The 20,646-nt window shown below is 37.9% G+C and carries 26 protein-coding genes; 19 read left to right on the top strand and 7 right to left on the bottom strand.

Annotated elements, in window-relative coordinates; genetic code table 11:
• Positions 1–11: 11 nt before the first annotated feature.
• The 17 genes from P0G38_RS09245 to P0G38_RS09165 all read left to right on the top strand — a co-directional run bounded on the left by P0G38_RS09245 (position 12) and on the right by P0G38_RS09165 (position 15,439).
• Positions 12–950: a phage capsid protein gene (locus P0G38_RS09245; RefSeq protein WP_275850318.1), complete on the top strand. Its 939-nt coding sequence runs from the start codon at positions 12–14 to the stop codon at positions 948–950.
• A gap of 20 nt (positions 951–970) precedes the next feature.
• Positions 971–1,177, top strand: coding sequence for a hypothetical protein (locus P0G38_RS09240; protein WP_086332162.1), 207 nt, complete (start codon positions 971–973; stop codon positions 1,175–1,177).
• 9 nt (positions 1,178–1,186) lie between these two features.
• On the top strand, positions 1,187–1,594 hold the full coding sequence (locus tag P0G38_RS09235) for a head-tail connector protein (protein WP_275850314.1): 408 nt from the start codon (positions 1,187–1,189) through the stop codon (positions 1,592–1,594).
• Positions 1,584–1,928: a putative minor capsid protein gene (locus tag P0G38_RS09230; RefSeq protein ID WP_010748250.1), complete on the top strand. Its 345-nt coding sequence runs from the start codon at positions 1,584–1,586 to the stop codon at positions 1,926–1,928. Before P0G38_RS09235 ends, P0G38_RS09230 begins: the two co-directional genes overlap by 11 nt.
• Positions 1,925–2,254, top strand: a complete 330-nt coding sequence (locus tag P0G38_RS09225) for a hypothetical protein (RefSeq protein ID WP_142425074.1) — start codon at positions 1,925–1,927, stop codon at positions 2,252–2,254. Before P0G38_RS09230 ends, P0G38_RS09225 begins: the two co-directional genes overlap by 4 nt.
• Positions 2,254–2,688 carry a phage tail terminator protein gene (locus P0G38_RS09220; protein WP_195960926.1) on the top strand — a complete coding sequence of 145 codons (435 nt, stop codon included), beginning with the start codon at positions 2,254–2,256 and terminating at the stop codon, positions 2,686–2,688. Before P0G38_RS09225 ends, P0G38_RS09220 begins: the two co-directional genes overlap by 1 nt.
• An 11-nt stretch (positions 2,689–2,699) precedes the next feature.
• Complete coding sequence (locus P0G38_RS09215) at positions 2,700–3,206, top strand: phage tail tube protein (protein ID WP_275850307.1); 507 nt, start codon at positions 2,700–2,702, stop codon at positions 3,204–3,206.
• Between the two features lie 50 nt (positions 3,207–3,256).
• Positions 3,257–3,661 carry a hypothetical protein gene (locus P0G38_RS09210; RefSeq protein ID WP_118215310.1) on the top strand — a complete coding sequence of 135 codons (405 nt, stop codon included), beginning with the start codon at positions 3,257–3,259 and terminating at the stop codon, positions 3,659–3,661.
• A 12-nt stretch (positions 3,662–3,673) separates the two neighbouring features.
• Positions 3,674–4,369 (top strand): Gp15 family bacteriophage protein, encoded by a 696-nt coding sequence (locus P0G38_RS09205; RefSeq protein WP_275850304.1) that lies wholly within the window; start codon positions 3,674–3,676, stop codon positions 4,367–4,369.
• Positions 4,362–7,526: a phage tail protein gene (locus tag P0G38_RS09200; RefSeq protein ID WP_275850303.1), complete on the top strand. Its 3,165-nt coding sequence runs from the start codon at positions 4,362–4,364 to the stop codon at positions 7,524–7,526. Before P0G38_RS09205 ends, P0G38_RS09200 begins: the two co-directional genes overlap by 8 nt.
• A gap of 2 nt (positions 7,527–7,528) precedes the next feature.
• A complete protein-coding gene (locus P0G38_RS09195) occupies positions 7,529–8,995 on the top strand; it encodes a distal tail protein Dit (RefSeq protein ID WP_275850301.1) in 1,467 nt (488 codons plus the stop codon).
• Positions 8,992–13,218 (top strand): hypothetical protein, encoded by a 4,227-nt coding sequence (locus P0G38_RS09190; protein WP_275850299.1) that lies wholly within the window; start codon positions 8,992–8,994, stop codon positions 13,216–13,218. The genes P0G38_RS09195 and P0G38_RS09190 overlap by 4 nt, the downstream gene beginning before the upstream one ends.
• Positions 13,219–13,233: 15 nt before the next feature.
• The gene (locus P0G38_RS09185) at positions 13,234–13,434 is read left to right on the top strand and encodes a hypothetical protein (protein WP_142967726.1); all 201 of its coding nucleotides are present in this window, start codon (positions 13,234–13,236) and stop codon (positions 13,432–13,434) included.
• Positions 13,435–13,470: 36 nt separating this feature from the next.
• Entirely contained in the window at positions 13,471–13,764 is a 294-nt protein-coding gene (locus P0G38_RS09180) for a hypothetical protein (RefSeq protein ID WP_010749285.1), read from the top strand.
• Between the two features lies 1 nt (position 13,765).
• Complete coding sequence (locus tag P0G38_RS09175; RefSeq protein ID WP_010749286.1) at positions 13,766–14,011, top strand: phage holin; 246 nt, start codon at positions 13,766–13,768, stop codon at positions 14,009–14,011.
• A 38-nt stretch (positions 14,012–14,049) separates the two neighbouring features.
• Entirely contained in the window at positions 14,050–14,829 is a 780-nt protein-coding gene (locus P0G38_RS09170) for a peptidoglycan recognition protein family protein (protein ID WP_275850296.1), read from the top strand.
• A 331-nt stretch (positions 14,830–15,160) separates the two neighbouring features.
• Complete coding sequence (locus tag P0G38_RS09165) at positions 15,161–15,439, top strand: hypothetical protein (RefSeq protein WP_142967367.1); 279 nt, start codon at positions 15,161–15,163, stop codon at positions 15,437–15,439.
• Positions 15,440–15,558: 119 nt separating this feature from the next.
• Here P0G38_RS09165 and P0G38_RS09160 read toward each other — a convergent pair whose 3' ends face one another.
• From P0G38_RS09160 to P0G38_RS09145, 4 genes are all read right to left on the bottom strand, one after another.
• Positions 15,559–15,972 (bottom strand): hypothetical protein, encoded by a 414-nt coding sequence (locus P0G38_RS09160; RefSeq protein WP_074536836.1) that lies wholly within the window; start codon positions 15,970–15,972, stop codon positions 15,559–15,561.
• Positions 15,973–16,449: 477 nt separating this feature from the next.
• A complete protein-coding gene (locus tag P0G38_RS09155; RefSeq protein ID WP_275850295.1) occupies positions 16,450–16,728 on the bottom strand; it encodes a hypothetical protein in 279 nt (92 codons plus the stop codon).
• Complete coding sequence (locus P0G38_RS09150) at positions 16,649–16,915, bottom strand: hypothetical protein (RefSeq protein WP_121261409.1); 267 nt, start codon at positions 16,913–16,915, stop codon at positions 16,649–16,651. Before P0G38_RS09150 ends, P0G38_RS09155 begins: the two co-directional genes overlap by 80 nt.
• A complete protein-coding gene (locus P0G38_RS09145; RefSeq protein WP_275850294.1) occupies positions 16,915–17,268 on the bottom strand; it encodes a hypothetical protein in 354 nt (117 codons plus the stop codon). The genes P0G38_RS09150 and P0G38_RS09145 overlap by 1 nt, the downstream gene beginning before the upstream one ends.
• A gap of 487 nt (positions 17,269–17,755) precedes the next feature.
• Here P0G38_RS09145 and P0G38_RS09140 point away from each other — a divergent pair, with 487 nt between their 5' ends.
• Positions 17,756–18,706: a zinc-binding dehydrogenase gene (locus tag P0G38_RS09140; protein WP_087627482.1), complete on the top strand. Its 951-nt coding sequence runs from the start codon at positions 17,756–17,758 to the stop codon at positions 18,704–18,706.
• 271 nt (positions 18,707–18,977) lie between these two features.
• Positions 18,978–19,229, top strand: a complete 252-nt coding sequence (locus tag P0G38_RS09135) for a hypothetical protein (RefSeq protein ID WP_015509648.1) — start codon at positions 18,978–18,980, stop codon at positions 19,227–19,229.
• Between the two features lie 213 nt (positions 19,230–19,442).
• On the opposite strand, the gene P0G38_RS09130 is transcribed toward P0G38_RS09135, so the two are convergent.
• The 3 genes from P0G38_RS09130 to P0G38_RS09120 all read right to left on the bottom strand — a co-directional run bounded on the left by P0G38_RS09130 (position 19,443) and on the right by P0G38_RS09120 (position 20,396).
• Positions 19,443–19,700, bottom strand: a complete 258-nt coding sequence (locus P0G38_RS09130) for a hypothetical protein (RefSeq protein ID WP_139152382.1) — start codon at positions 19,698–19,700, stop codon at positions 19,443–19,445.
• Positions 19,701–19,808: 108 nt separating this feature from the next.
• Positions 19,809–19,952, bottom strand: coding sequence for a DEAD/DEAH box helicase family protein (locus P0G38_RS09125; RefSeq protein ID WP_275850293.1), 144 nt, complete (start codon positions 19,950–19,952; stop codon positions 19,809–19,811).
• A 39-nt stretch (positions 19,953–19,991) separates the two neighbouring features.
• On the bottom strand, positions 19,992–20,396 hold the full coding sequence (locus tag P0G38_RS09120; RefSeq protein ID WP_275850292.1) for a hypothetical protein: 405 nt from the start codon (positions 20,394–20,396) through the stop codon (positions 19,992–19,994).
• Positions 20,397–20,646 lie beyond the last annotated feature (250 nt).

Here is a 20,646-nt window from a genome sequence, read left to right as displayed (position 1 = left end):
GGGAAACACAAATGACAAACGTTTTATCGAACGAAACATTGATCAAACAAATGAACGCAATCTTGAAAGCTGGTAACAACGTTACCTTACGTGAAGACAATGCTCGAGCGTTCTTCTTAGATGCAGTTGCAACTGCAGGAACTATCGGGAAATTATTTGTCCATTTTGCCAAATCAGGTACAGGATCTTTGGATAAATTAGGTGTTAAAAAGCGTACATTGAAAAAACATCTAGGTATTAACACTGAAGATACTGGCACGGATATCAAAGAAGAAGACACAGTACCATTCTCTCTTGTTCCGGTTTACTTGGATACATGGATCGAGAACAGCAATACATTTTATACCGCTCGTACTCGTGGGCAAGATGTCCGTCAAGCGTTACTTTCACTAATGCAAGCTCAGTATGCAGCGGATTTGCAAGATCTAGCATTTAATGGGGATGAATCTTCATCTGATGCATTCGTGAAGTTAAATGATGGTTACATCAAAATGGCTAAAGCATCTGCTGAAGTTAAAGTAGAAGGTGCAAAATTGCCAACGATTCAAGAGCTAACAGCTGCAACTGCTAGAATTGACCCAAAATATTTGCGTCAAGGAACATTTAAGTTCTTTATGTCTCAAGCGACAGCAACAAACTATGTTGTTGAATTACAAAATCGAAATACTGCTTTGGGTGATGCAGTGCTCGTGGATGGTGCTCTACGCAATATCGGCGGATTTGGCGTCGAAGTTGTCGAGTCTATGGAAAACAATGTAATTCTGTTTACTCCATATGAAAACCTAGCTGTAGTTTCTGGTTTAACTGTTACATTGACAACTGCTGCTCAAGACAGTCGTGCCGTTGCAAAACAGGCAACATATCACTTCATGCTTGATGATATTGACTTCATCATTCGTGAACCTAAAGCACTAGCTTACTTCGGTATTGACGCTACTCCAGAAGGATAAGAAAGGGAACGGTGAAAAACATGGCAAAATACAACGTTTTAAAAAAATTCCGTGATAAAGAAACTAAAGAAGTTTATGAAGCAGGGACGGTCATTGATATGACCGTTAAACGTGCTGAAGAAGTTGCTGTAAATCTAGATGATTCTTTCTTAGAACGTGCTGAAGAAAAGAAAGATGACAAGAAAGCCGGCAAAGACGACCAGAAGGAAGACAAAAAAGAAAAGTAGGTGAAGATCATGTCTGAACCTTATGTTGATGAAGTCTTTTATAAGGATGATTACGAGGGAACCCCTGTTGATGATAAGGACTTTTCTCGTCTATCGAAAAGGGCTTCGGACATTATTGATTCTTTGACAAGCTATCAAGTGCCTAAAATTGGTTTGGATAAATTTTCAGAACATGTACAGCTGCTGATTAAAAAAGCATGTTGTGCTCAAATTGAATACTATCAAGTTGAAGGTATAGATCTTGATGTTACAGGAAATACTTTGAGCGGCCAAAGCGCTTCTATTGGTGGGTTTAGCTATTCTAGCGCAACAACGTCAACGAGTAAGCAAGCCAATCGGGTCGCTCCAAATTGTCTTTCATATCTAGAGGGAACCGGTCTTTTGAGAAAAAGGAGTGTGAGGATCGGTGTCATTTAAGCCAATACCTAAACACTTGTTGATTCATGAGGTTATCTATCAGGCTCCAAAGCCTGATGATGATGGCTCAATGGGAAGTGGTGAACTACCTAACCCACAAAAGATTGAACATGTGAGGTTTACTCCTAAGCGAAAAAGAATTATAAAAACGGATAATACAGAGGTTTTGACTAACGGCATTTTGTACGTCGATGCTGTTAATTCAAAACCTTTTGTAAATCCTAGCGAGGATGGAACAATTACATTTCAAAACCGCAAACTAAAAATCGTTGAATGCTATGAGGTTTTCACGGACCAGTTAGATCCACATCATATTGAGGTGATGTTGCAATGAGCGGAAGATTTGAAGGTAATTTCGATCGTATTGAGAGAGCTATCGAATCCGCTCTGAATCCGACCGCAATCGCATTTGCTAAAGCGGCTAATCAGTATGTTAAGAAAGACACTGGGGCAACCGAAGCTAGTGTTTGGGTTGATAGTGATTTCCCAAAAGGAAAACTGGTATGGGGTACAGAGTATGCTGGGTACGCATATTATAGGGGAACCCCATCTAAAAACCACAATCCTCAAGCATCCATACGATGGGCTGAGGTTGCGAAAGCTCAAGATATGGATGAAGTGCTGGATGTGGCAGAAAAAGCAATTAAGGAGGCTCTGTGATGGATTTATTTGCACGAATTGCTGATCACTTACGATTATTAGAACTTGAAACACCAAGATTAACAAGCACTGGGAAGCAAATCATTCAAGAAGACAAACCTCCTCAGGACAATGAACGAGATTTATCTATACAAGGGATCGCATCCGGACAAGGACAGCAGGACTTGGCTAGAAACAGGCAAATTCCGTTCATGGTTCAAATCATTATCAAAAACACAAACCAATCACAAGCTTTTAACGATGCTTGGAAGATTGCAGATAGCTTTGATAAATTGCCAAGAAAAGAAAATGGTGAATGGGTCACACTTCGCTCGAATGATGGCTCATTTTTGTTTGATTCGAGCGAAGTTTACACACAACCTAGAAATTTAGGAATTCAAGAACATGATGCATATCTTTATGTACTAACTGTTCGATTAAATATAAGTAAATAGGAGGAAATTTCATGAAAATGAATTTACAGTATTTTGCAGCTGGTGAAGGCTATTCACCTAACTGGATGAACAAATATGAAATCGGTGTAGCTGCAACGGTTGGTGAAAACGGAAAACTTGTGCCACCTACGACCGTTCACGAGCTAGCAGATGGTATTCAGGAAGCAACACCTTCCCAAGATGAATCATCTGAAACATATGAATATTACGGTGATAAAGGTGGATCAAACACCGATATCACACGTGTTACTGGTGTTTATGCTTTTACAGGTCATCGAAAATATGCCACTGATGCAGCGCAAGAATTTGTACGCGATCGCTTAAACAAAGCTGGACAAGATCGAATTGTTTTCTTCCGTCATACTGAGCCAGATGGTCGTGTAATTCAAGGTAATGTTACCTTGTCAGGTATCGTTCATACCGGCGGGGGACCAAACAACCGTGGTAACTTTGAAATGCAAGTATCTTTCAATGGTGTTCCAGAAGATACCAAACCAGATACAACCCCAGAAGGCTAGTCATTGTACTAGCCTTTTTATTTTACATAAAAAAATAGGAGGAATTACAAATGTCAAAAAACAATTTAATCGAGGTAGGTTTTAAGAAGCAGGTTCAACCAGTAAGAATTGCGGGTTTAGATTTCGGTATAAAAACAGGTAAGAAATATCGTGATCAGTATTTGTCAGAATTACCCAAAATGCTTGAAGTTATTCAAGAGCAAGAAAAGGTTATTAAAACAGCTTCTGAATCAGGTGATTACGAAGCAATCGTTGAAGCTAATAAGAAGGTTGAGTCCGTTGTCAAAGACGTTATTGATCTAGTGTTAGGTGAGGGGGCTTTCGATAAGCTGATGGATGCTGCAGATGATGAAATTGATTTAGTTGTCGGGGCATTCCTTGAAGTTGCCGATCAATACAAAAAGCTTCAAACGAAACAAAAAGCACAATCCTATATCGACGGTAAAAAGAAATAGAGGTGATGCTTTATGGCATTATCTCTTGCTTGGGGTATTGATGATTCGGTCGTAATCAATGAAAACACTTATGAATTAAATCTAGAATTTTCTCGTGTTCTCCGATGGTACGAAATGTGGAAAGATCCCGAATTATCTAAAGAAGGAAAAGTACTATATTCCATTATCCTAATTTTATCCCATGATTGGGCAGAAGCAATTCCCGAAACGATCGAAGAACTAGCAGACATTATTCCACAGGATGATTTAATTCCATTATCAAACGCTATTATCAAAAGGATTGCTGGGGATCAATTTGAAAGCACAACAGTCAAACGTGACTTAAAAGGAAATATTTTAGAGGACGAGGAAAAGAAGTGGTATGAATTCGAACAGGATTCTGGCTACATCTATTCCTCTTTTTTGATGGATTATGGGATGGATTTGATGGTGGAAAGAAGCAAGGGAACACTGCATTGGGATAAGTTCAACCATTTATTAGCTGGTTTGTCTGAGAATACCAAGTTTAAAAATGTCATCAAGATTCGCATGATGGAGTACCCAGAAAAAGCCACACCAGATGAAATTGAAGAAATAAGAAAAGCAAAATTAGCGGTGGCTTTGAAAGAATATCGAGCAAACTTGGAATTTGAAATGATGGACCTTAAGCAAAAACGAGAATACATGTTGAAAAAACAAGAAGAAAGAGGTGAGGTGAAGGATGAATGATGGTTCCGTAATCATTGATGTCGAATTTAATACCGACAAAGCACGAAAGCAGTATCAAGATTTTGGTAATGAAGCGGCTCAACAGTTAGACAACAAGATTGGAAAGTCCAAAGCCTTCAACTCACTTTCTGAACAATCTGTTGAGTTTGCCAAAAAAGCTAGCTTGAGCATTTTAGCTGTCGGTACTGCTGTTGCCGGTTTTTCAATCAAATCAGCAGCTGATATGCAAGCTATGGATGCGCAATTCTCACAAGTATTCGGCAATTTGGAAAAGAATGCTCAAAGTAGCATTGATTCAATCTCTAAAGAAACAAATATTCTGCCTAATCGTTTGAAACCCGCCTTCACTTCTATGGCAGCATTTGCAAAAACCACTGGGATGGATACAGCAGATGCATTAGATTTAACTAGCCGAGCAACTAAAGCGGCAGCCGACAGCGCTGCTTTTTATGATAAATCAATTGGCGAAGTCTCTGAGAGTTTACAGTCGTATTTAAAAGGAAACTACGAAAACGATGCAGCACTTGGGATTTCATCTACTGAAACAACACGAAATGCAGCTGCAAATAAGCTTTACGGCAAATCATTTAACGACTTATCCGAAGCCCAGAAACAGTTAACACTTTTACAAATGGTGGAGGATGGTAACAAATTATCAGGAGCATTAGGACAAGCTGCACGTGAAGGTGGCGGTCTAGAGAACGTTATCGGAAATATGAAACAAGCCATCACGGATTTAGGGGCAGCTTTTGGTGCGCCGTTGCTTGATCCATTTCTTGCAATTGTTCAAAAAATTAGTGGAGCGATGGCAAAACTAGCAGAAGTGTTTAGGGAAAATCCTGCGCTTGTATATGTTGTTGTAGGTGCAGTAACTACTTTAGCCGCAGCATTAGGAGCAGCATATCTCGCAGCAAACAATTTTGCGAAATTGAAGGCAATCATGTCTGGTGTAAAAGTTGGCTTTATGGCACTCACAAGTCCGGTTTCTCTAGTTGTTCTAGCAATAGGAGCATTGGTAACTGCTTTTATCTATTTTTACAACACGAGTGATACCTTTAGAGAGAAGGTTAATGGGGCGGTCAAGACCTTACAATCTTTTATGGCTCCTGTTGGAGATGTTATCGAAGGCATTAAGTTGCTCGCACAAGCTTTTAAAGCGATTGTTTTCAACGACTTCAGTGTAAGTCTTTCTGATTTACATGATCAGTTCGTCAAACTATTCCCTGAATCTCTATGGAACGGCATGACATCATTCGCACAAAGCACTAAAGGAATAGTACAAGGAATTTCAACTCTTGCTAAAGCTTTCAAAGCAATAGCGCTTGATGATTTCTCGGTAAGTGTAACCAATTTAAAAGCAGATTTTTTGGAGGTATTTCCTGAAAGCTTGTGGAACGGAATGACCAAAATCGCTTTAGGAATCCGCTCATTGATAAACGGATTCAAAAGTGGTGAAAAATCAATAGATCCATTTGGAATTGCTCTTAAAATCCTGCAGTCAGTTTTTCTTGGACTACTTGGACCTATTGGATTGTTTATCAAAGCGTTTGAACTAATTGCAAAGGCTCTAGGAGGCGGAGATGTTTCTAAAGGAATCGGTAAAATAATCGATGCTTTTGATTCTCTTGCATCGGGTCTAGAAAGCAATGGACCAAAAGTGGGAAGTTCTGCTGGCAAAGCAATTGAGGGCATTCTCGCTGCTATTGCTTCTGCATTACCTGGTATTATCTCAGGAGGATTGCAAATAGTTGCTGCTATTGTATCTGGAATTGCACAAGGTCTACCTTCACTAGCAATGTCTGCCAGTCAACTAATTATGGCGTTCACCGCAGCTATGCTTATTCTAGTACCGCAAATCGCTTTATCAGCAACAGCAATCATTGTGGCTTTATTAGCAGCTTTAACAGCAGGGCTACCACAAATCATTGTTGCTGGTGGAGCATTGATTCTGGCCTTACTAGATGGCATCACTGAGCAACTACCAGCTTTGATAGAATCGGCAGCGACTTTGATAGTAACATGGTTAACTGCATTGACAGAGCACGTTCCAGAAATAGTTGTAGCTGGGATGTCTCTAATAATTGCTATTCTTGATGGTATTGCCCAAAAGCTTCCTGATCTAGTAGCTGCTGTTGGCACACTGATCGTGACGTTCCTTACGGCATTATCAGGACAGTTGCCAAGTATAGTAGCTGCAGGAGCGGACCTTTTAATTAATTTCTTGAGTGGTCTAGCTTCCAAGATGCCTGATATCGTTTCTGCAGCTCTTAATTTAATTGTTCAGTTTATAAATGGATTGGCTTCAAAAGCAGGAGATGTTGTTACTGCAGGGGTTAATCTTATTGTTCAAATTTTAAAAGGTATCGCTAATAACATTGACCGAATCGTTAGTGCAGGCATGGATATTGTAGATGCCACTGTTAGAGGGATCCTAAGAGCACAGGATCGATTATTTAAAGCCGGTATTACATTGGTAAATGGGCTAGCTAATAATATTCGTAATAACCAATCAGCTATGAGAGAGGCAGGCGCCAATCTATTAAACGCTTTAATTGGCGCATTACCAGGTGGTGCATTGATTAACAATGGTATTGCGTTGGTTGATGGTTTACTAAGTGGATTGATGTCTGGATTTGAGAATGTAAAAAGAACTGTATCCGGATGGGCGGATACGATAGCAAGTTTAAAAGGACCTATTCCATACGACAAAAAAGTTCTTATTGAAAATGGGTTAGCCTTAGTTAGTGGCTTAAAAGAAGGACTTATAAACGGTTTTTCTGAAGTTAAGTCAGATGTCTCTACATGGGCTAATGAGTTGCAAAAGGGTATAGAATCCGAGTTTGATTCAAACTATTTTAACGATTTAGTAGCAAATATACCTAGTAAAATACCAGCAATGGATGCATTGATTAATGGAAGACTGGCACCAGAACTTGCTTCAGGCGTTTCAAAAGCCAATGCAATTGATCCTGCAAACCAAATCATTAAAAATATATTTAATAAACAAGACACACAAAATTCAACACCCGATTACATTGTATTAAAAAATACTATCGAAACAGATGGAAAAGCTTGGGCAGAACAAACTGCTGTTTTCACCAAGGAAGAATTAGATCAGCAATCCTATATTCAGAGAGTCGCAAGGAGGTATGAGTAATTATGCTACAAGTTTTTTTTGATGGTTATGATATCACCGAGTATTTATCAGTTTTGAGCGATTTTCAAAGAAATCTAGGTGCTGAGAGAGAAGTCAAACTCGCAAAAACTGGAGATGGTGTGAAGGGAAAAGAATATTTAACTACTTCATACAATGAAAATACTATACCAATGCCGTTTATTTTAAGATATGACTTAATCTCAAAAAGACGAGCACTTGCGGGAATCCTTAACGTAAAAGAACCCAAAAAGCTTGTTTTCATGGATGAACCAAACAAATATTATTGGGCTTTACCTTCAGGGGACACAAAAGTATCTGAAAAATCTTTTATCGGTAAGGGGACAATTAACTGGATTGTCCCCGATGGTATTTCCCACTCATCAACAATTAAGCCTATTAATGCAGAATTGAATGATGAGGGAGTTTGGGAATTTGAAATCAATAATGAAGGAACAGAAGAAGTAGCTGTTGACTATCACATCAAACTCAAAAAAGAGAGTGGTTTCATTGGCCTAATCTCTGAACATGGGGTGATGCAGTTCGGAAAGATTGAGGAGATAGACGGTTATGACGATACTAAAACGAAGGAAATTTTAAGTTCTGCTCCTTCATTTTCAAATTGGACGCGAACGATACAAAAAAATCTGGAAAACCCATTCAATGCGATCAATGGATCTCTAAGATTCAGTACTTATAACGGAAAACAGATAATCACACTTGATAAAGTCGGATCTGGATTAAATTGGCACGGAGGAGTGTTAGACGTTCGCTTTGCAGCTGATTCTAATGGTGAACTTGGGTCAGACAATTGGTATCTGTACTCAGAAATCGGGTTTGAAGCTTTCTTGTACGATCAATCAGGAGCAATCACACTTTGCTTTTTTGATGAAAATGAAGAAGCAGTTTTTTCTTTCGTGGTTTGGAAAAATACAGTCACGAGTTACACTTCTATTGCGAGTTGGGGAGTACCTGGCAAAGCAATGGGATCAACATCATTCATAGCAAGCAGTGATGCAGTCAACCCTTTTCGTCAAGATAAAGGGTATTTTTCGATCACCAAAATTGGAAGTTCTATTGAGGTATTTTTACTAGGGAAAAAATTTAGATCTGAAAACACCGACCTGCTTAACAAAAAAGTGGTGGGGTGCCAAGTTTTTATTGGCCAACATGGCAATCGAATTATTAATGAGAAATACGTATCGATGCTATTTCTCAAGAAATTTGTTTTTCAGAAACTAAATATCGTTAAATGGATTGATCTTGTCAATCGTTATGCAGCCAACTCAGATATTTATATTAACGGTACTGAAACGAAACTTTATGTAGATAATCTCCCGCAAGGGAAAGATGAAGTAAAAGGCACGAAATGGTTCAAAGTTCCGCCTGGCAAAACAAAAGTTCAACTCGCATTATCCAGTTTTGCCGAATTGGAATCCGCAACAGCAGAAATAAGGGAGGCTTGGGTATGACAACTGAAAACGTACGTATTGCAGTAAGAGATTCCCATGACAGTGAAACCCTAACCTATATGGACAATTCTGCTGTCGGAGCCATTCACTTTGATAAAGCTGACCTGACAAGATTTTTCGAGGGAGATACGACAGCGTTAGTCATGCGTATAAACAACAAACATCCTGAAGCCTCGTTTGTTACCGTTGGAAATAAACTCTCCTTTGTATATAAAAACCGTGATTATTGGCTGAATATCAGCCAAACAGGCAGAGATGGTTATTATAAAGAACTTGTCGCTTTTTCACTTACATGGGAGCTATACAAAGAAAAAATGCCTGCTTATACTTCGCCAAAAGCGATGACGATTGAGGAAATAATCAAAGTAATTGATTCCGAAGGAACTCTTGAAATCGGGATTAACGAAATGCCAGATAAAAAGATGGTTTTTAGCTGGGATGGCATTCAGAATAAAAAAGATCGCTTATATTCAGCTGCTAATCAGATTGGCGCAGAACTTGGTTTAGTTACAGAGACAAACGATGATTATTCTCTAAAATGTCATGTGATCAATATTTATAAAGAACACACTGATACCCATCAAGGATTAGGTCAAGATAAACGTGATACAACTCTTCGAGTAGGAAAAGAGTTAAAAGTAATCAATCAAAAAGATTCTGCTGACGAGTTTTATACAGCCATTCGTGCTACTGGAAAAGATGGGCTTTCAATCGTAAATCTCGAATTTGAAGAACGTGATGCTGATGGAAACATTCTGTATTTCAGTAAAAAAGGCGATAACGGTATCCGAGCTTTGCAGGCAAGAAATAAAATTCCGTCAAACACTAACAAAAAAGATGATGGGTATTTATTTGATGATCGAGGAGAAACAGAATATACCACCGTTGAAGCTTTAAAAGGGTACATGCTTTCTGAGTTAAAAAAAATAAGTCAGATCAAGGTTGATTATGAAACACAAGGATATTTTGACAGTGATCCAGGAGATACGTTCTCATTAGAAGATTCAGTTTATTATAATCCCCCCCTTTATCTTGAAGCCAGGGTTTATGAGCAGACCGAGTCTCTTGTATTAGGTGTGACATCTAGTGATCGGACAACGTTTACTAACTTTGTTCAAAAAGAATCCGAAATCAGTAATGATTTGCTTGCTCGAATGCGAAAACTAATCGAAGCAAATAAAGTCTTTACGAATGAAATCATTACTAGTGATGGGGTGACTTTTAAGAATGGATTCGGCAGTACCACATTAACTGCTCGTGTTAGAGATGGTATCAAGGATGTAACAGATACCTTTAGTCTGAAATGGTATAAAGATGGCACTTTTTTTTCAAATACCAAGACAGTGACGATCAATGCTGCAGATATCGAAGAAAAAGCAGTCTTTCGTTTTGAAGTAGCAGACGATTCGGGGAACGTGCGTGGTGGTGCTGAGGTGACGGTTACCAATATTGATGATGGTAAAAAAGGGGAACCCGGTGAAACATACTACCCACATCGTGGATATTTGATGGCAGACGGAACGTTTACAAAGGTTTATCCAAGTGAAAATTTGCTGACCAATAGTGAACTGAAAGAAGGATTAGATGGCTGGGCAGTAGGTACAGGTGTTGTAGCAACTTATTCTCCGGAATATATAACTCTTAAGAAGGCAGCTGTCCAAAGCTCCAGAGGTACTTTCAATCATAGTCTTGATGTAGCTGGTTTTAAGCCAAACACTGCCTACTCAATATCAATGGAGGTGTATGTTGAGTCTGCTAGTGGTGCGAACACTGGGCGAACAAATATTTTCTTTAGGTCTAACAATGGAACAACATATAAAGATGACCCAGCGGTTGACATCGACTTAACAAAGGTAGGTCAGTGGCAAACTATAACCGCTACAGGAACATCGTTAGGGGGGGCTCTTACTACAGTACAGTTCACACTAGCTATCTCGCAAGATGTTATAGCGACTATCAGAGTCAGAAGGCCTAAACTTTCCGAGGGTAATTCAGCACTTCCTTATACGCCTAAACCCTCTGAAAACTATGAGAACGCCTATCCAAAGTGGGAAGGTTTTTACTCAAGCATTGATGATATTGCATCAGACAACCCTGACGATTACAGACCGTGGACGCCTTTCATGGGGCCACAAGGAAAAGACGGTTATACACCGGTAAAAAATGTTGATTATTTTGACGGACAACCCGGTCAAAATGGGAAGAGTGCTTATCTATGGATAAGATACTCTCAGAATGCCGATGGATCAGGAATGACTACAGATCCAGCAAATGCTAAATATACTGGTTATGCTACAACGGAAACGAACGTTGCACCTACCAGTCCAAGCGTTTATAAGTGGCAACAAACGAAAGGCGATCCTGGTATTGGTATTCCTGGAGAACCAGGACCAGACGGAAAGACATCGTATCTGCATATCAAATACTCGAATGATGGTGGATTGACGTTTACTGGAAATGGCGGGGAAGACGGTGGGGATTATATTGGGCAGTATGTTGATTTTACGGAAGCAGATAGTAAAAAGCCAAGTGATTATACGTGGTCATTGACGAAAGGTTCCAAAGGTGATAAAGGTGATCCTGCACCACTCATTTCTTTATCAGGAACAACACAAGCGATCACAGTTGATAAAGATGGAAAGATCACTCCAGCTTCTAGTTTTACTGTGACCGGAACTGCAGTGAACACCGCTATCTCAAATTGGACGTATAGTCTAAACGGTGGGAATTTTGGTTCAGCTGTGCCGACTGGTGTTACTCGATCAGGTAATACGGTTACGATTAATCCAGTTACTGCGACATTTGATACATTCACCATCAAGGCGGCTGATTCGACTGTGAGCGATGTATTCACCATTTCTAGAATCAAAGACGGTGGAGAAGGACCTCCTGGATCAGATGCTTATACTGTGTTTCTTACGAACGAATCCTACACCTTTGCGGGATCAACAACTGCAGCATTGGCTGGATCAACAACAACAGAAGTGATCGTATATAAAGGCATCAATAAAATTACGCCTACTAGCATTACTGTAGGAACTAAGCCGACAGGACTCTCCTCTAGTGTGAGTGGATCAATAATCACATTAACAGCTACAACCGCATTAGTATCAAAAAGCGGTACCGTGCCAATCACAATCACAGCTGATGGCAAAACATTTACGAAGCAGTTTTCTTACGCTCTATCTTTACAAGGGGCAACAGGGAACCCCGGCAAAGGGGTTACTGCAGAGGAAATCAGCTATGCTATTTCTCAAGATGGAACAACTCCGCCAACGTCTGGATGGTCAGGGACAAGACCCACACCTAAAGCGGGCTGGTATATGTGGACAAGAACAAGGTTCAAATATACGGATAATACCTACAGTGCTTATTTCTATCTTGTCGCTCAGCAAGGGAAAGATGCGATCATCATTTCTGCCACAGCACCAACTAATCCAGCAAAAGAAGACTTGTGGCAAGATCCGAATGACACAACAAGTACAGTGTACAAATGGGACGGCACAAAATGGATACATTGGGGGATTTCAATTGATAACTTGATTGCAAGTAATGTGCAAATTGAAAACGGCGTGTTTAAACGTGTTGAAGGCGCGCTGATTGTTGGTTCAGAGTTTTCGAATCCCTACACACGGAGATACGATGATGGAACAATAAAAATTGGTGAACTAACGATTAAAGACGCAGAAACTAGAAATGCTGGAGTCATTCGTAATTCATCCGGCGTAATCATTCAATCCTACGAACAAGTGATCAGTGATCAATTTATCCATATGTCCAGATATGAAGGAAATTCAATTGGAGACCAAACAAAACTTATCGCATCAGCTTCCATGACTTTTGATTTGATTCAATTGAACAATCGAGAGGCAGGGTTTGCTGGATCTCTGTCTGCTGAAATGCTTTATGATACTGGATGGCTTAAAGTGACCAGATTAAAAGGGACTGCTGGTGATATCTATTTAAAACGTTACATGAACAGGATTCTAATTCGATTTGATCAATTTGTTTGGAATGGTTCAGCCAATGGAGCAAGTACCAGCAACGCTGTTGCAATTCTTCCAGACAAGGTAAGAGAAGGGTTTCCACAAATGTTTACCGTTCCAGTCTGGATTGAAGGGAATGCGACTGAAAAATTCCAAGTTGAAAACGGTCGTTTGTATAAGCTATCGAATAACAGCGGAAACAGTCGGATCACAGCAGTAGGTGAGGTATATATCTAGGAAGGAGGGAAACAGATGGTTATTTCATCAATCTCGTTTATTTATGACAATGCGGGCAATGTTTCTGGTTATTCGGTTTCAGTGTCGAGTAAGAAGAAAGACATGTCTTTTCAGTCTGAAGTGACGTTAGGGAAAGAGGATTTAGATCTCAGCTTCGTAAATGAAGCAGTCAAAGCAAAAATGTTACAAATGATAGAACAAGAGCAACCAGAATAGGTTGCTCTTTTAATTTTATTGGAAAGCAGGTGGATTATGTTAAATGTAGGAGAGCTAGCAACTTGGGCAGGTTGGATTATGACGATCGTGGGAATGCTGGCATTTGTAATCAAACCAGTAATGTCTAACTTTACAAAGATTGCAGATAATCTGACCAAACTCGCTCATAATCTTGATTTATTAACCAGAGATTTAGAAGCAAGTAAATCAGATCGTGTAGCAATTCATGATGAATTAAAGCGACATGATGAGCGCTTGGATAAACACAATGATCGATTGATTGAGCATGGGGAACAATTAAAGTCTTTATGGAAAGAAAGAGGGAAATAATATGAAATTGACGAACAAGCAATATGATTTAGCAAAAAAAGTTTTAACCGTTGGGGTGCCAGGTATCACGGCGTTTATCGTAACTCTAGGTGGTTTATATGGCTTCTCGACAGAAATTATTGTTGGAACGATCACTGCTGCTGCAACTTTAGCTGGTGTGTTCTTAAATATCGCTAGCAGCCAGTATCAAGATGAACAAAAATCAGATTATGGTGACGGACAAGAGTTTACCGACAAGAAGGAGTAGCCGATCGGCTGCTTCTTTTTTTAGAGAGGATGATCGATATGAGTTTCATCAAATACGAGTATATCAATATTAATGAGTACTCAAGACCAGGTATCAGGAATAACGGTATTGATGGTATCGTTATGCACTACACCGCCAACAATGGTGGCACCGCACGCAATCACAAGAACTATTTTAATAATCTAAAAGGAATCTATGCTTCTGCTCAACTGTTTATAGATGATATTGAAGCACTCTGTATCATTCCCTTGAATGAAGTTGCATATCACGCTAACGAAATCAGCAAATACAATGCAGATGGTTCACGCTATCGTCCGCTGTATTCTAAGATAGGCAACGCCAACTATTCAACGATCGGTGTTGAAATGTGCCTAGACAAGAATGGAAACATTACGGAAAAGACATTCCAAAATGCTGTGAAGGCAGTCAAAGAATTGATTGCCATTTATCCACATATTACGAGAGAGAAGATATGGCGCCACTTTGATGTAACAGGCAAAAACTGTCCAGCTCCTTGGGTGGCAAAAACAAGCGAATTCGAACGATTCAAGAACGCAGTTTTCAGCAATACAAGCAACAACACACAAGCAAACACACCACAAATTCAACCAAAGAAAGTAGGAGAAACCATGTTACTATTTAGAAATCAAAATGATCCGAAAGTTTACTTTTTGACAGGAAACAAATTTACTCATGTGAAAACAGAAGACGACTTGAAGAAAATCCAAGCGATGATGGAAAAAGCAGGCTATAACACTTGGATTCACACAGATCCAGTTCAAGTTGCGTATCTCCGCAAAGTAGCAACAGAAGCATAAAAAATAGCCCGCTTCGGCGGGCTTGTACATAGATCATATTCATTTTACTTGCAGTAAATAAGTTTATACTATAAATTAGTAGGTGCGTGCAATACTTTATGAAGAGTAGTTAGGCGGTGAAAACTTGGGGAAGTGCGCCTAACACTCTTCTTTTTTATTTTATCATTATTTCAACGTAATAGATATTATTGATTAGAAATCTCTTATATATACTCTAAGCTCTAAAAATTTGACCACTTATATTAATTATTGTATTAAAATTAGTATTTTATTAATTAAACATATTGATAGAAAGTTAAGAATGATGTAGATTTGTATTAGAGGTGATTCTATGAAAGTTGATAAACTACATTATAGAAAAGTAATTAACAGCGCAAGACACCTAGAATACAATTCGATACGCTATTTTCAATCTTCGTCTGATCAAAGCAACCTCGAGACAATTAATGAAGAATTAGACTATTTAATAAAAAATGATGTTTATCACAAGATAGCACGTACATCTCGTAAGTCATTTTTAAGAGATAAGATAATAATTAGAAAAAATCTTGAGCAGGATTTTAAACTTTTGGAGAAGTATACAGCTTTTTTTGACCAGCATGAAATGTGAAAAACAATATTCATTAAAAAAATTTTTTTATTTAATTATGTTACTCCTCTATGGAGATGGTTGGTTTATATAAATACATAGCCCGCTTCGGCGGGCTTGTAAAAATACTTAGTTAACCGCTAGATCTTTTGTAAAAAATTAATAAGATTTTCTGCATCTTTCATATTATCCAACTCATAGATGCTTTCTGCATCATCGGTTTTTACTGTGACAAAATTTCCATAAAAAGTATAGCTAGTAATTATCTTGTCATTTTCAGATAAATCTAGCGCATAAGTATTAGCTCCAACAAGTCCATCATAATCTTTTACTTTGTTCTTATCTGTAAGCTCTAGTTCGGATATCATATCTTGAACCTTTGAAATTATTTCTTGATCCAAACTTTTCTTATTTATATCTTCAAATTGATAGATACTTCCGTTCATAACTTTAAAATGAACTTCATCGATATTATTCGAATCAGAGTTTTTACTGGCTGATGCACAGCCACTTAAAACTAATATTAGCAATAGTCCACCTAAAATTTTTCTCATGACGGTCCTCTTTTCTTTTTTTCAGTATATCAGAAATTTATTTAAAAAAGTCTGAAAAAAGAAAATCTTAAAAAAGGGTAATTGTATCCAAATAAGGCTATAGTATGTAAATAACTAACCAATTTAATTTTTCATTGTTTTACTTATTTTGATCCACTCTATCATAACTAGGGAGGCTTTTTTGTTGAAATAAAAAATATTACTTTGTAAAATGGAATCATAGCCTTGACCGGGGCTATTTCATTTTATATCTTTTTTCAGGCCCACTCTCCTTGAGGGTGGGTTATTTTTGAGCAGAAGGTTTGAATAAATTTTAGATCGCTCATATAATTAATTTACCATATAAAAAAACTTTTTTATCTAATTGTGCCACTCCTCCCCGGGAGTGGTTTTTTTGCAAAAAAAGCACAGCATATTCTCATATGCCGTGCAAGTGGAACTATGTTCCGTCATCATAATAATCATATAGTAATTTACTTAATAGGAAAAGTAATACGCGTATCGAACATTGATATTTTCAAATTCAATCATGATCTTCGTTTTGCCAATGACAGTATACTTCTTCACAACAAACTGTTTGCGATCATTATACTCACCAACAACCACAATTTGCATTCCCTCATCCACATCGGCTAGGAAGTTTAAACTATGCGCTGCAATCAAACAATTCACTCCATCAAGCGAGAACAGCATCAAAGGGGTCTTGCTCATCTTCAACACACGTATCTTCGATACATAGCCTTTCATCGTTTTCATAACAATCGCCTCCGTAAGCTTGTAAATAATAGCGACAATCCGTTTTACCTAAAGTGACAGCAACATAAAACGCGACACATTTTGCGCCGAATAAAGCTTCCTGTGATTCAGAAATAGAGTCAGGAAATTCATTTATAAACTCGGAATAGGATAAATAGCCTTGCTCGTATTGGCTGATGATATTCATCACACATCAAACCACTTTTTCTCAGAATAGAAATCTATATTTCGAATTTCACCATATTCTATGAGGGTGGATCCGATATAGATTCCCAAATTATTATGACCAGACAGAAATCCAGTTATATCAGGCATGAATTTCCCTAACTGAGTGTAATTTAGTTGTATCGCTAACTTTTTGTGTTTCATAAGCGCATCCTGAAGAAACTTTCCTACTTCTTCTTCATCCATTTCTGGTTTAGGTGGGCATACATAAGCTAACTCTTTGTCAACTCTATCAATATCGGTTGTATGTTCAGACAAGAAGAATCCTATCCACTTTAATTTTTTTCGATCCTCATAAGGTTTAATCATTCCCATAATTATCACTCCTTACGAAAAAGAATACGAACGTTTGTTCTCTTTGTAAAGCGAACAGAATTATAAAATTTAGATATTTGAATGCATTTTTCATTTTCTTCGCCAATATTCCGCCCATCTGACAAGTATTGATAAACATTCTTAATGCAGTATAGGCATTGTTTAGAATATAGGGGATTGATGAATATAATTATATCAAGGACGAACAGGGAATAAGGAGGACGTATAAATACTATTAAATACCAGAATGATATAAGAAGCCTTCATGGCAGTTCTGAAGATGGATGAGGACGAACCGAAGAAATAATCTGTTTTGACGGATGTCAGTAAGAGGAATAAAATGAAAGTACCTTCGAGAGAAGGTGCTTTTTTTAATAAAAGGAAAAATATAAAATGACCGAAGGGACATTCGTCGGTTGTTTAGTAGATAGTTTCAATCGATTGATGCGTGGCTTTTGATAGATTGAAGATCGGAGATGATTTGCGCATGAAGGCGTTGTATTTTAATGAATTCGGTGATTCAACTGTTTTAACATATGGGGATTTGCCGGATCCCATCATTCATGAAAATGAGCTATTGGTAGAAATGGTGTATATTGGGTTGAATTATGCTGATATTTATCGGAGAAAGGGCACCTATCATATTGAATCCCGAGAGCCTCTTATTAATGGCTATGAAGGGGTAGGGAGGATTATTCAAAAAGGAACATCTGTCTCCAAGTTTCAGCTAGGGGAAACGATTCTTTTTGTGGATGTTCCTTTTGCTAATGCAGAATTGGTGGCTGTTCCTGAGGAAAATGCCATCCGTATCCCATCAGGTATACCACCTAAATTAGCAGCCAGTATTGGTCTGCAAGGGTTGACAGCTGATTTTTTAGCTCATGATCTTGGCAATAATGTGAATCATAGTAAGGTCTTCGTCCATGGGATAAGTGGTGGCGTCGGACAAATTTTATCGCAATTATTAACCGCAGATGGTCTAGAAGTTTATGGCGTCACTTCTACGGAAGAAAAGCGGCAACTGGCTTTAGACCAAGGCGCAAAACAAGTTTTTTTAAGAAATACAGAATGGCAAGATACCTACACTTCTTTCTTTGATACCGTTTATGATGGCATTGGGCATACATTAGCCGAAAGTGTCGACTTGCTCAAAAATAGAGGGAAGGTTGTCTTTTTTGGCATGGCCGGCGGAAATCCGCCAGCGATCGACTTTATTCCCTTGCTATCTAAATCAAAAAGTATTTTGACAGGAGATCTCTGGGATTACTTGACAAGTTTTCAAGAGCGGGAGAGAAGAAGCTCTCGATTGTTTGACTACTTTAGCAAGGATCAAATGAAAATCAGTCAACCAACCATTTTTTCATTAGCTGACGGAAAAGCTGCCCATGATTATTTAGAATCTGGAAAAAGTATCGGTAAAATTCTGCTGCAACCATAAGAAGGTAAAAAACTAGATGTTTTTATTGCAAACGATACACCGAATGTTTGATGTTTCACTAAGGCATTTTTTATATAATCGATATTTCTCTTATGATACATCTTTAAGGATAAAAATAAATGTAAAATGAATAGAATATTGCAAAAAAAATATAGCTTTTATCTATTCAGTGAGAATAAGATAAAACTTTGTGATACACAGTACATTTAATTTGAAAATATTTAATTACAGCAGTAAGATAAATATATCAAATACTTAAGGAGTGATATCTATGACAAACTATGAAGAAAAGGAAGCAAAAGCATTGGTAAAGATTGCAGAGGTTCTTGATAAGTTAGATGAAAATTTAGCTGAATTAGACACACTAGATGCAGACGCAAAAAAACATAGTATGAAGAAGTGGATCGTTGAGAAAAAAGCGATTCATGAAATCAAAAAGATCGCACACGAAGCCGGTAAGTATGAAAAGTACGATGAAAAAGCACTACAAAAAGAAATTGATGAAGTTGAGAAGTATATGTAATTGAAGAATAATAAGAAATTGTCACCATTATTCAGCAATTGAAATCTGAACTGATAAAAGCCAGATTTCAATTGAAGATTTAGAATTGACAATGATCTCAATAAGCCCATGCTCTTATGAGTGTGGGCTTATTTGTGTCAGTCACAAGAAGTAGCTCTCTGATAATAGTTGCGTTAAAAAACATGGGCCAAAATTTACTAATTGAAGGAATATTTAAGAAGATGCTAAAATTATTTTTCTTATTTTTGAAACGGTCTCCGCAACAGAGTAATGGGAAATATCAATTTTTCTTGAACGCAATTCAGTATATTTTGGTAACCTATCCAGTGAACGCTGTAAATCAGATAGTGTTCGTTTCCCGGTGGTTATATCTCCTTCAAAGTTTTTCTGCAATTTTTCTGGCGAGGCAATTAATGAGAAGTGTTGCACGTCAATATCTTCCAATGCGATGCCGTTCAAGACTCGATCCACAATTTTTTGCTCATCCATAACCCAGCAAAAATAAATGACGTTGATCATAGAGTTATTGATAAAAGAGTTTAACAGAAAATGGCTATTGTTGATCACCATATCCTTAGTTTATTCATTGACGATAAACGGATTCATCATCCAGCACCAATCCCCGTCAAGGTAAACAGACTGCTTTGTTTGTTTGGATAGTTCTTCAGTTATAGTTGATTTACCAATTCCCATCGTACCACTGATCAATATAAGCTTTTTCATCAGACTACCTCCAGCTTTCATATAAAAAGTATTTTTTTCTCAATCCAAAAACGTGTTTAGATTTTTAACTGTGATCCAACCATTCTCTTTCCACAGCCCAATCTCTTCAGAACAAGCTACTTTTTCACTCGGTTCCTCATGCAAAAACAATTGGATCTTCTGTCCGTAAAGTAGTTTTCGAGTCAAAGCAAAGGTTGCTTCCGCAAAACCAGCTGCACCGATATAACCACAGATGCCATTTTTTTCTTTGTTATACAAATAAAAAATCTTCGCTTTTTCTATGTCTTTATAAAAGTCTACGAATAAGGTTGGAAACTGAGTAGAAAGATCGTCCGTGGCTTTTGGATAATTGATCACCTGATGACCATTTTCAGTAAGTGTATTCGTCAGTTCTTCAAAATCCTTTTGAAAAGCGATACTTCCAGAAATAATTATTTTTGACATGCTATGGCTCCTTGTCGTTGATTTACTTCATTATATCAGGATGAAGGTGCTAAGCGAGGGAAATTTTAGCTAACTTGTATCGCCAATCTAGTAATGGGAAGGACGAAATTATTGATTGAATTAAAGTAATCTATCTATGAGAGACGTGTTTACTTAAAAGAAGACGATTAAAACCACAATACGAAAATAGTCTGTTTTTTTAATTTTTTCATCGATTTTCTCTATTTTTTTGGGGAAAGGTTTCGTTTAT

Origin of the sequence: Enterococcus casseliflavus (assembly GCF_029215545.1) — a bacterium.
GTDB classification, from domain to species: domain Bacteria; phylum Bacillota; class Bacilli; order Lactobacillales; family Enterococcaceae; genus Enterococcus_D; species Enterococcus_D casseliflavus.
The sequence above is the reverse complement of the archived record's forward strand: the minus strand, read 5'-3'. Positions and strand labels throughout refer to the sequence as shown.

Coding starts and splice junctions, on each gene's coding strand:
- P0G38_RS09170 (WP_275850296.1), top strand. CDS start 14,050: ATGAGTTTCATCAAATACGAGTATATCAATATTAATGAGTACTCAAGA.
- P0G38_RS09180 (WP_010749285.1), top strand. CDS start 13,471: ATGTTAAATGTAGGAGAGCTAGCAACTTGGGCAGGTTGGATTATGACG.
- P0G38_RS09140 (WP_087627482.1), top strand. CDS start 17,756: ATGAAGGCGTTGTATTTTAATGAATTCGGTGATTCAACTGTTTTAACA.
- P0G38_RS09235 (WP_275850314.1), top strand. CDS start 1,187: ATGTCTGAACCTTATGTTGATGAAGTCTTTTATAAGGATGATTACGAG.
- P0G38_RS09175 (WP_010749286.1), top strand. CDS start 13,766: ATGAAATTGACGAACAAGCAATATGATTTAGCAAAAAAAGTTTTAACC.
- P0G38_RS09185 (WP_142967726.1), top strand. CDS start 13,234: ATGGTTATTTCATCAATCTCGTTTATTTATGACAATGCGGGCAATGTT.
- P0G38_RS09205 (WP_275850304.1), top strand. CDS start 3,674: ATGGCATTATCTCTTGCTTGGGGTATTGATGATTCGGTCGTAATCAAT.
- P0G38_RS09240 (WP_086332162.1), top strand. CDS start 971: ATGGCAAAATACAACGTTTTAAAAAAATTCCGTGATAAAGAAACTAAA.
- P0G38_RS09125 (WP_275850293.1), bottom strand. CDS start 19,952: ATGAAAAAGCTTATATTGATCAGTGGTACGATGGGAATTGGTAAATCA.
- P0G38_RS09190 (WP_275850299.1), top strand. CDS start 8,992: ATGACAACTGAAAACGTACGTATTGCAGTAAGAGATTCCCATGACAGT.
- P0G38_RS09165 (WP_142967367.1), top strand. CDS start 15,161: ATGAAAGTTGATAAACTACATTATAGAAAAGTAATTAACAGCGCAAGA.
- P0G38_RS09155 (WP_275850295.1), bottom strand. CDS start 16,728: ATGAAAACGATGAAAGGCTATGTATCGAAGATACGTGTGTTGAAGATG.
- P0G38_RS09195 (WP_275850301.1), top strand. CDS start 7,529: ATGCTACAAGTTTTTTTTGATGGTTATGATATCACCGAGTATTTATCA.
- P0G38_RS09120 (WP_275850292.1), bottom strand. CDS start 20,396: ATGTCAAAAATAATTATTTCTGGAAGTATCGCTTTTCAAAAGGATTTT.
- P0G38_RS09245 (WP_275850318.1), top strand. CDS start 12: ATGACAAACGTTTTATCGAACGAAACATTGATCAAACAAATGAACGCA.
- P0G38_RS09220 (WP_195960926.1), top strand. CDS start 2,254: ATGGATTTATTTGCACGAATTGCTGATCACTTACGATTATTAGAACTT.
- P0G38_RS09160 (WP_074536836.1), bottom strand. CDS start 15,972: ATGAGAAAAATTTTAGGTGGACTATTGCTAATATTAGTTTTAAGTGGC.
- P0G38_RS09225 (WP_142425074.1), top strand. CDS start 1,925: ATGAGCGGAAGATTTGAAGGTAATTTCGATCGTATTGAGAGAGCTATC.
- P0G38_RS09210 (WP_118215310.1), top strand. CDS start 3,257: ATGTCAAAAAACAATTTAATCGAGGTAGGTTTTAAGAAGCAGGTTCAA.
- P0G38_RS09135 (WP_015509648.1), top strand. CDS start 18,978: ATGACAAACTATGAAGAAAAGGAAGCAAAAGCATTGGTAAAGATTGCA.
- P0G38_RS09215 (WP_275850307.1), top strand. CDS start 2,700: ATGAAAATGAATTTACAGTATTTTGCAGCTGGTGAAGGCTATTCACCT.
- P0G38_RS09150 (WP_121261409.1), bottom strand. CDS start 16,915: ATGAATATCATCAGCCAATACGAGCAAGGCTATTTATCCTATTCCGAG.
- P0G38_RS09200 (WP_275850303.1), top strand. CDS start 4,362: ATGAATGATGGTTCCGTAATCATTGATGTCGAATTTAATACCGACAAA.
- P0G38_RS09145 (WP_275850294.1), bottom strand. CDS start 17,268: ATGGGAATGATTAAACCTTATGAGGATCGAAAAAAATTAAAGTGGATA.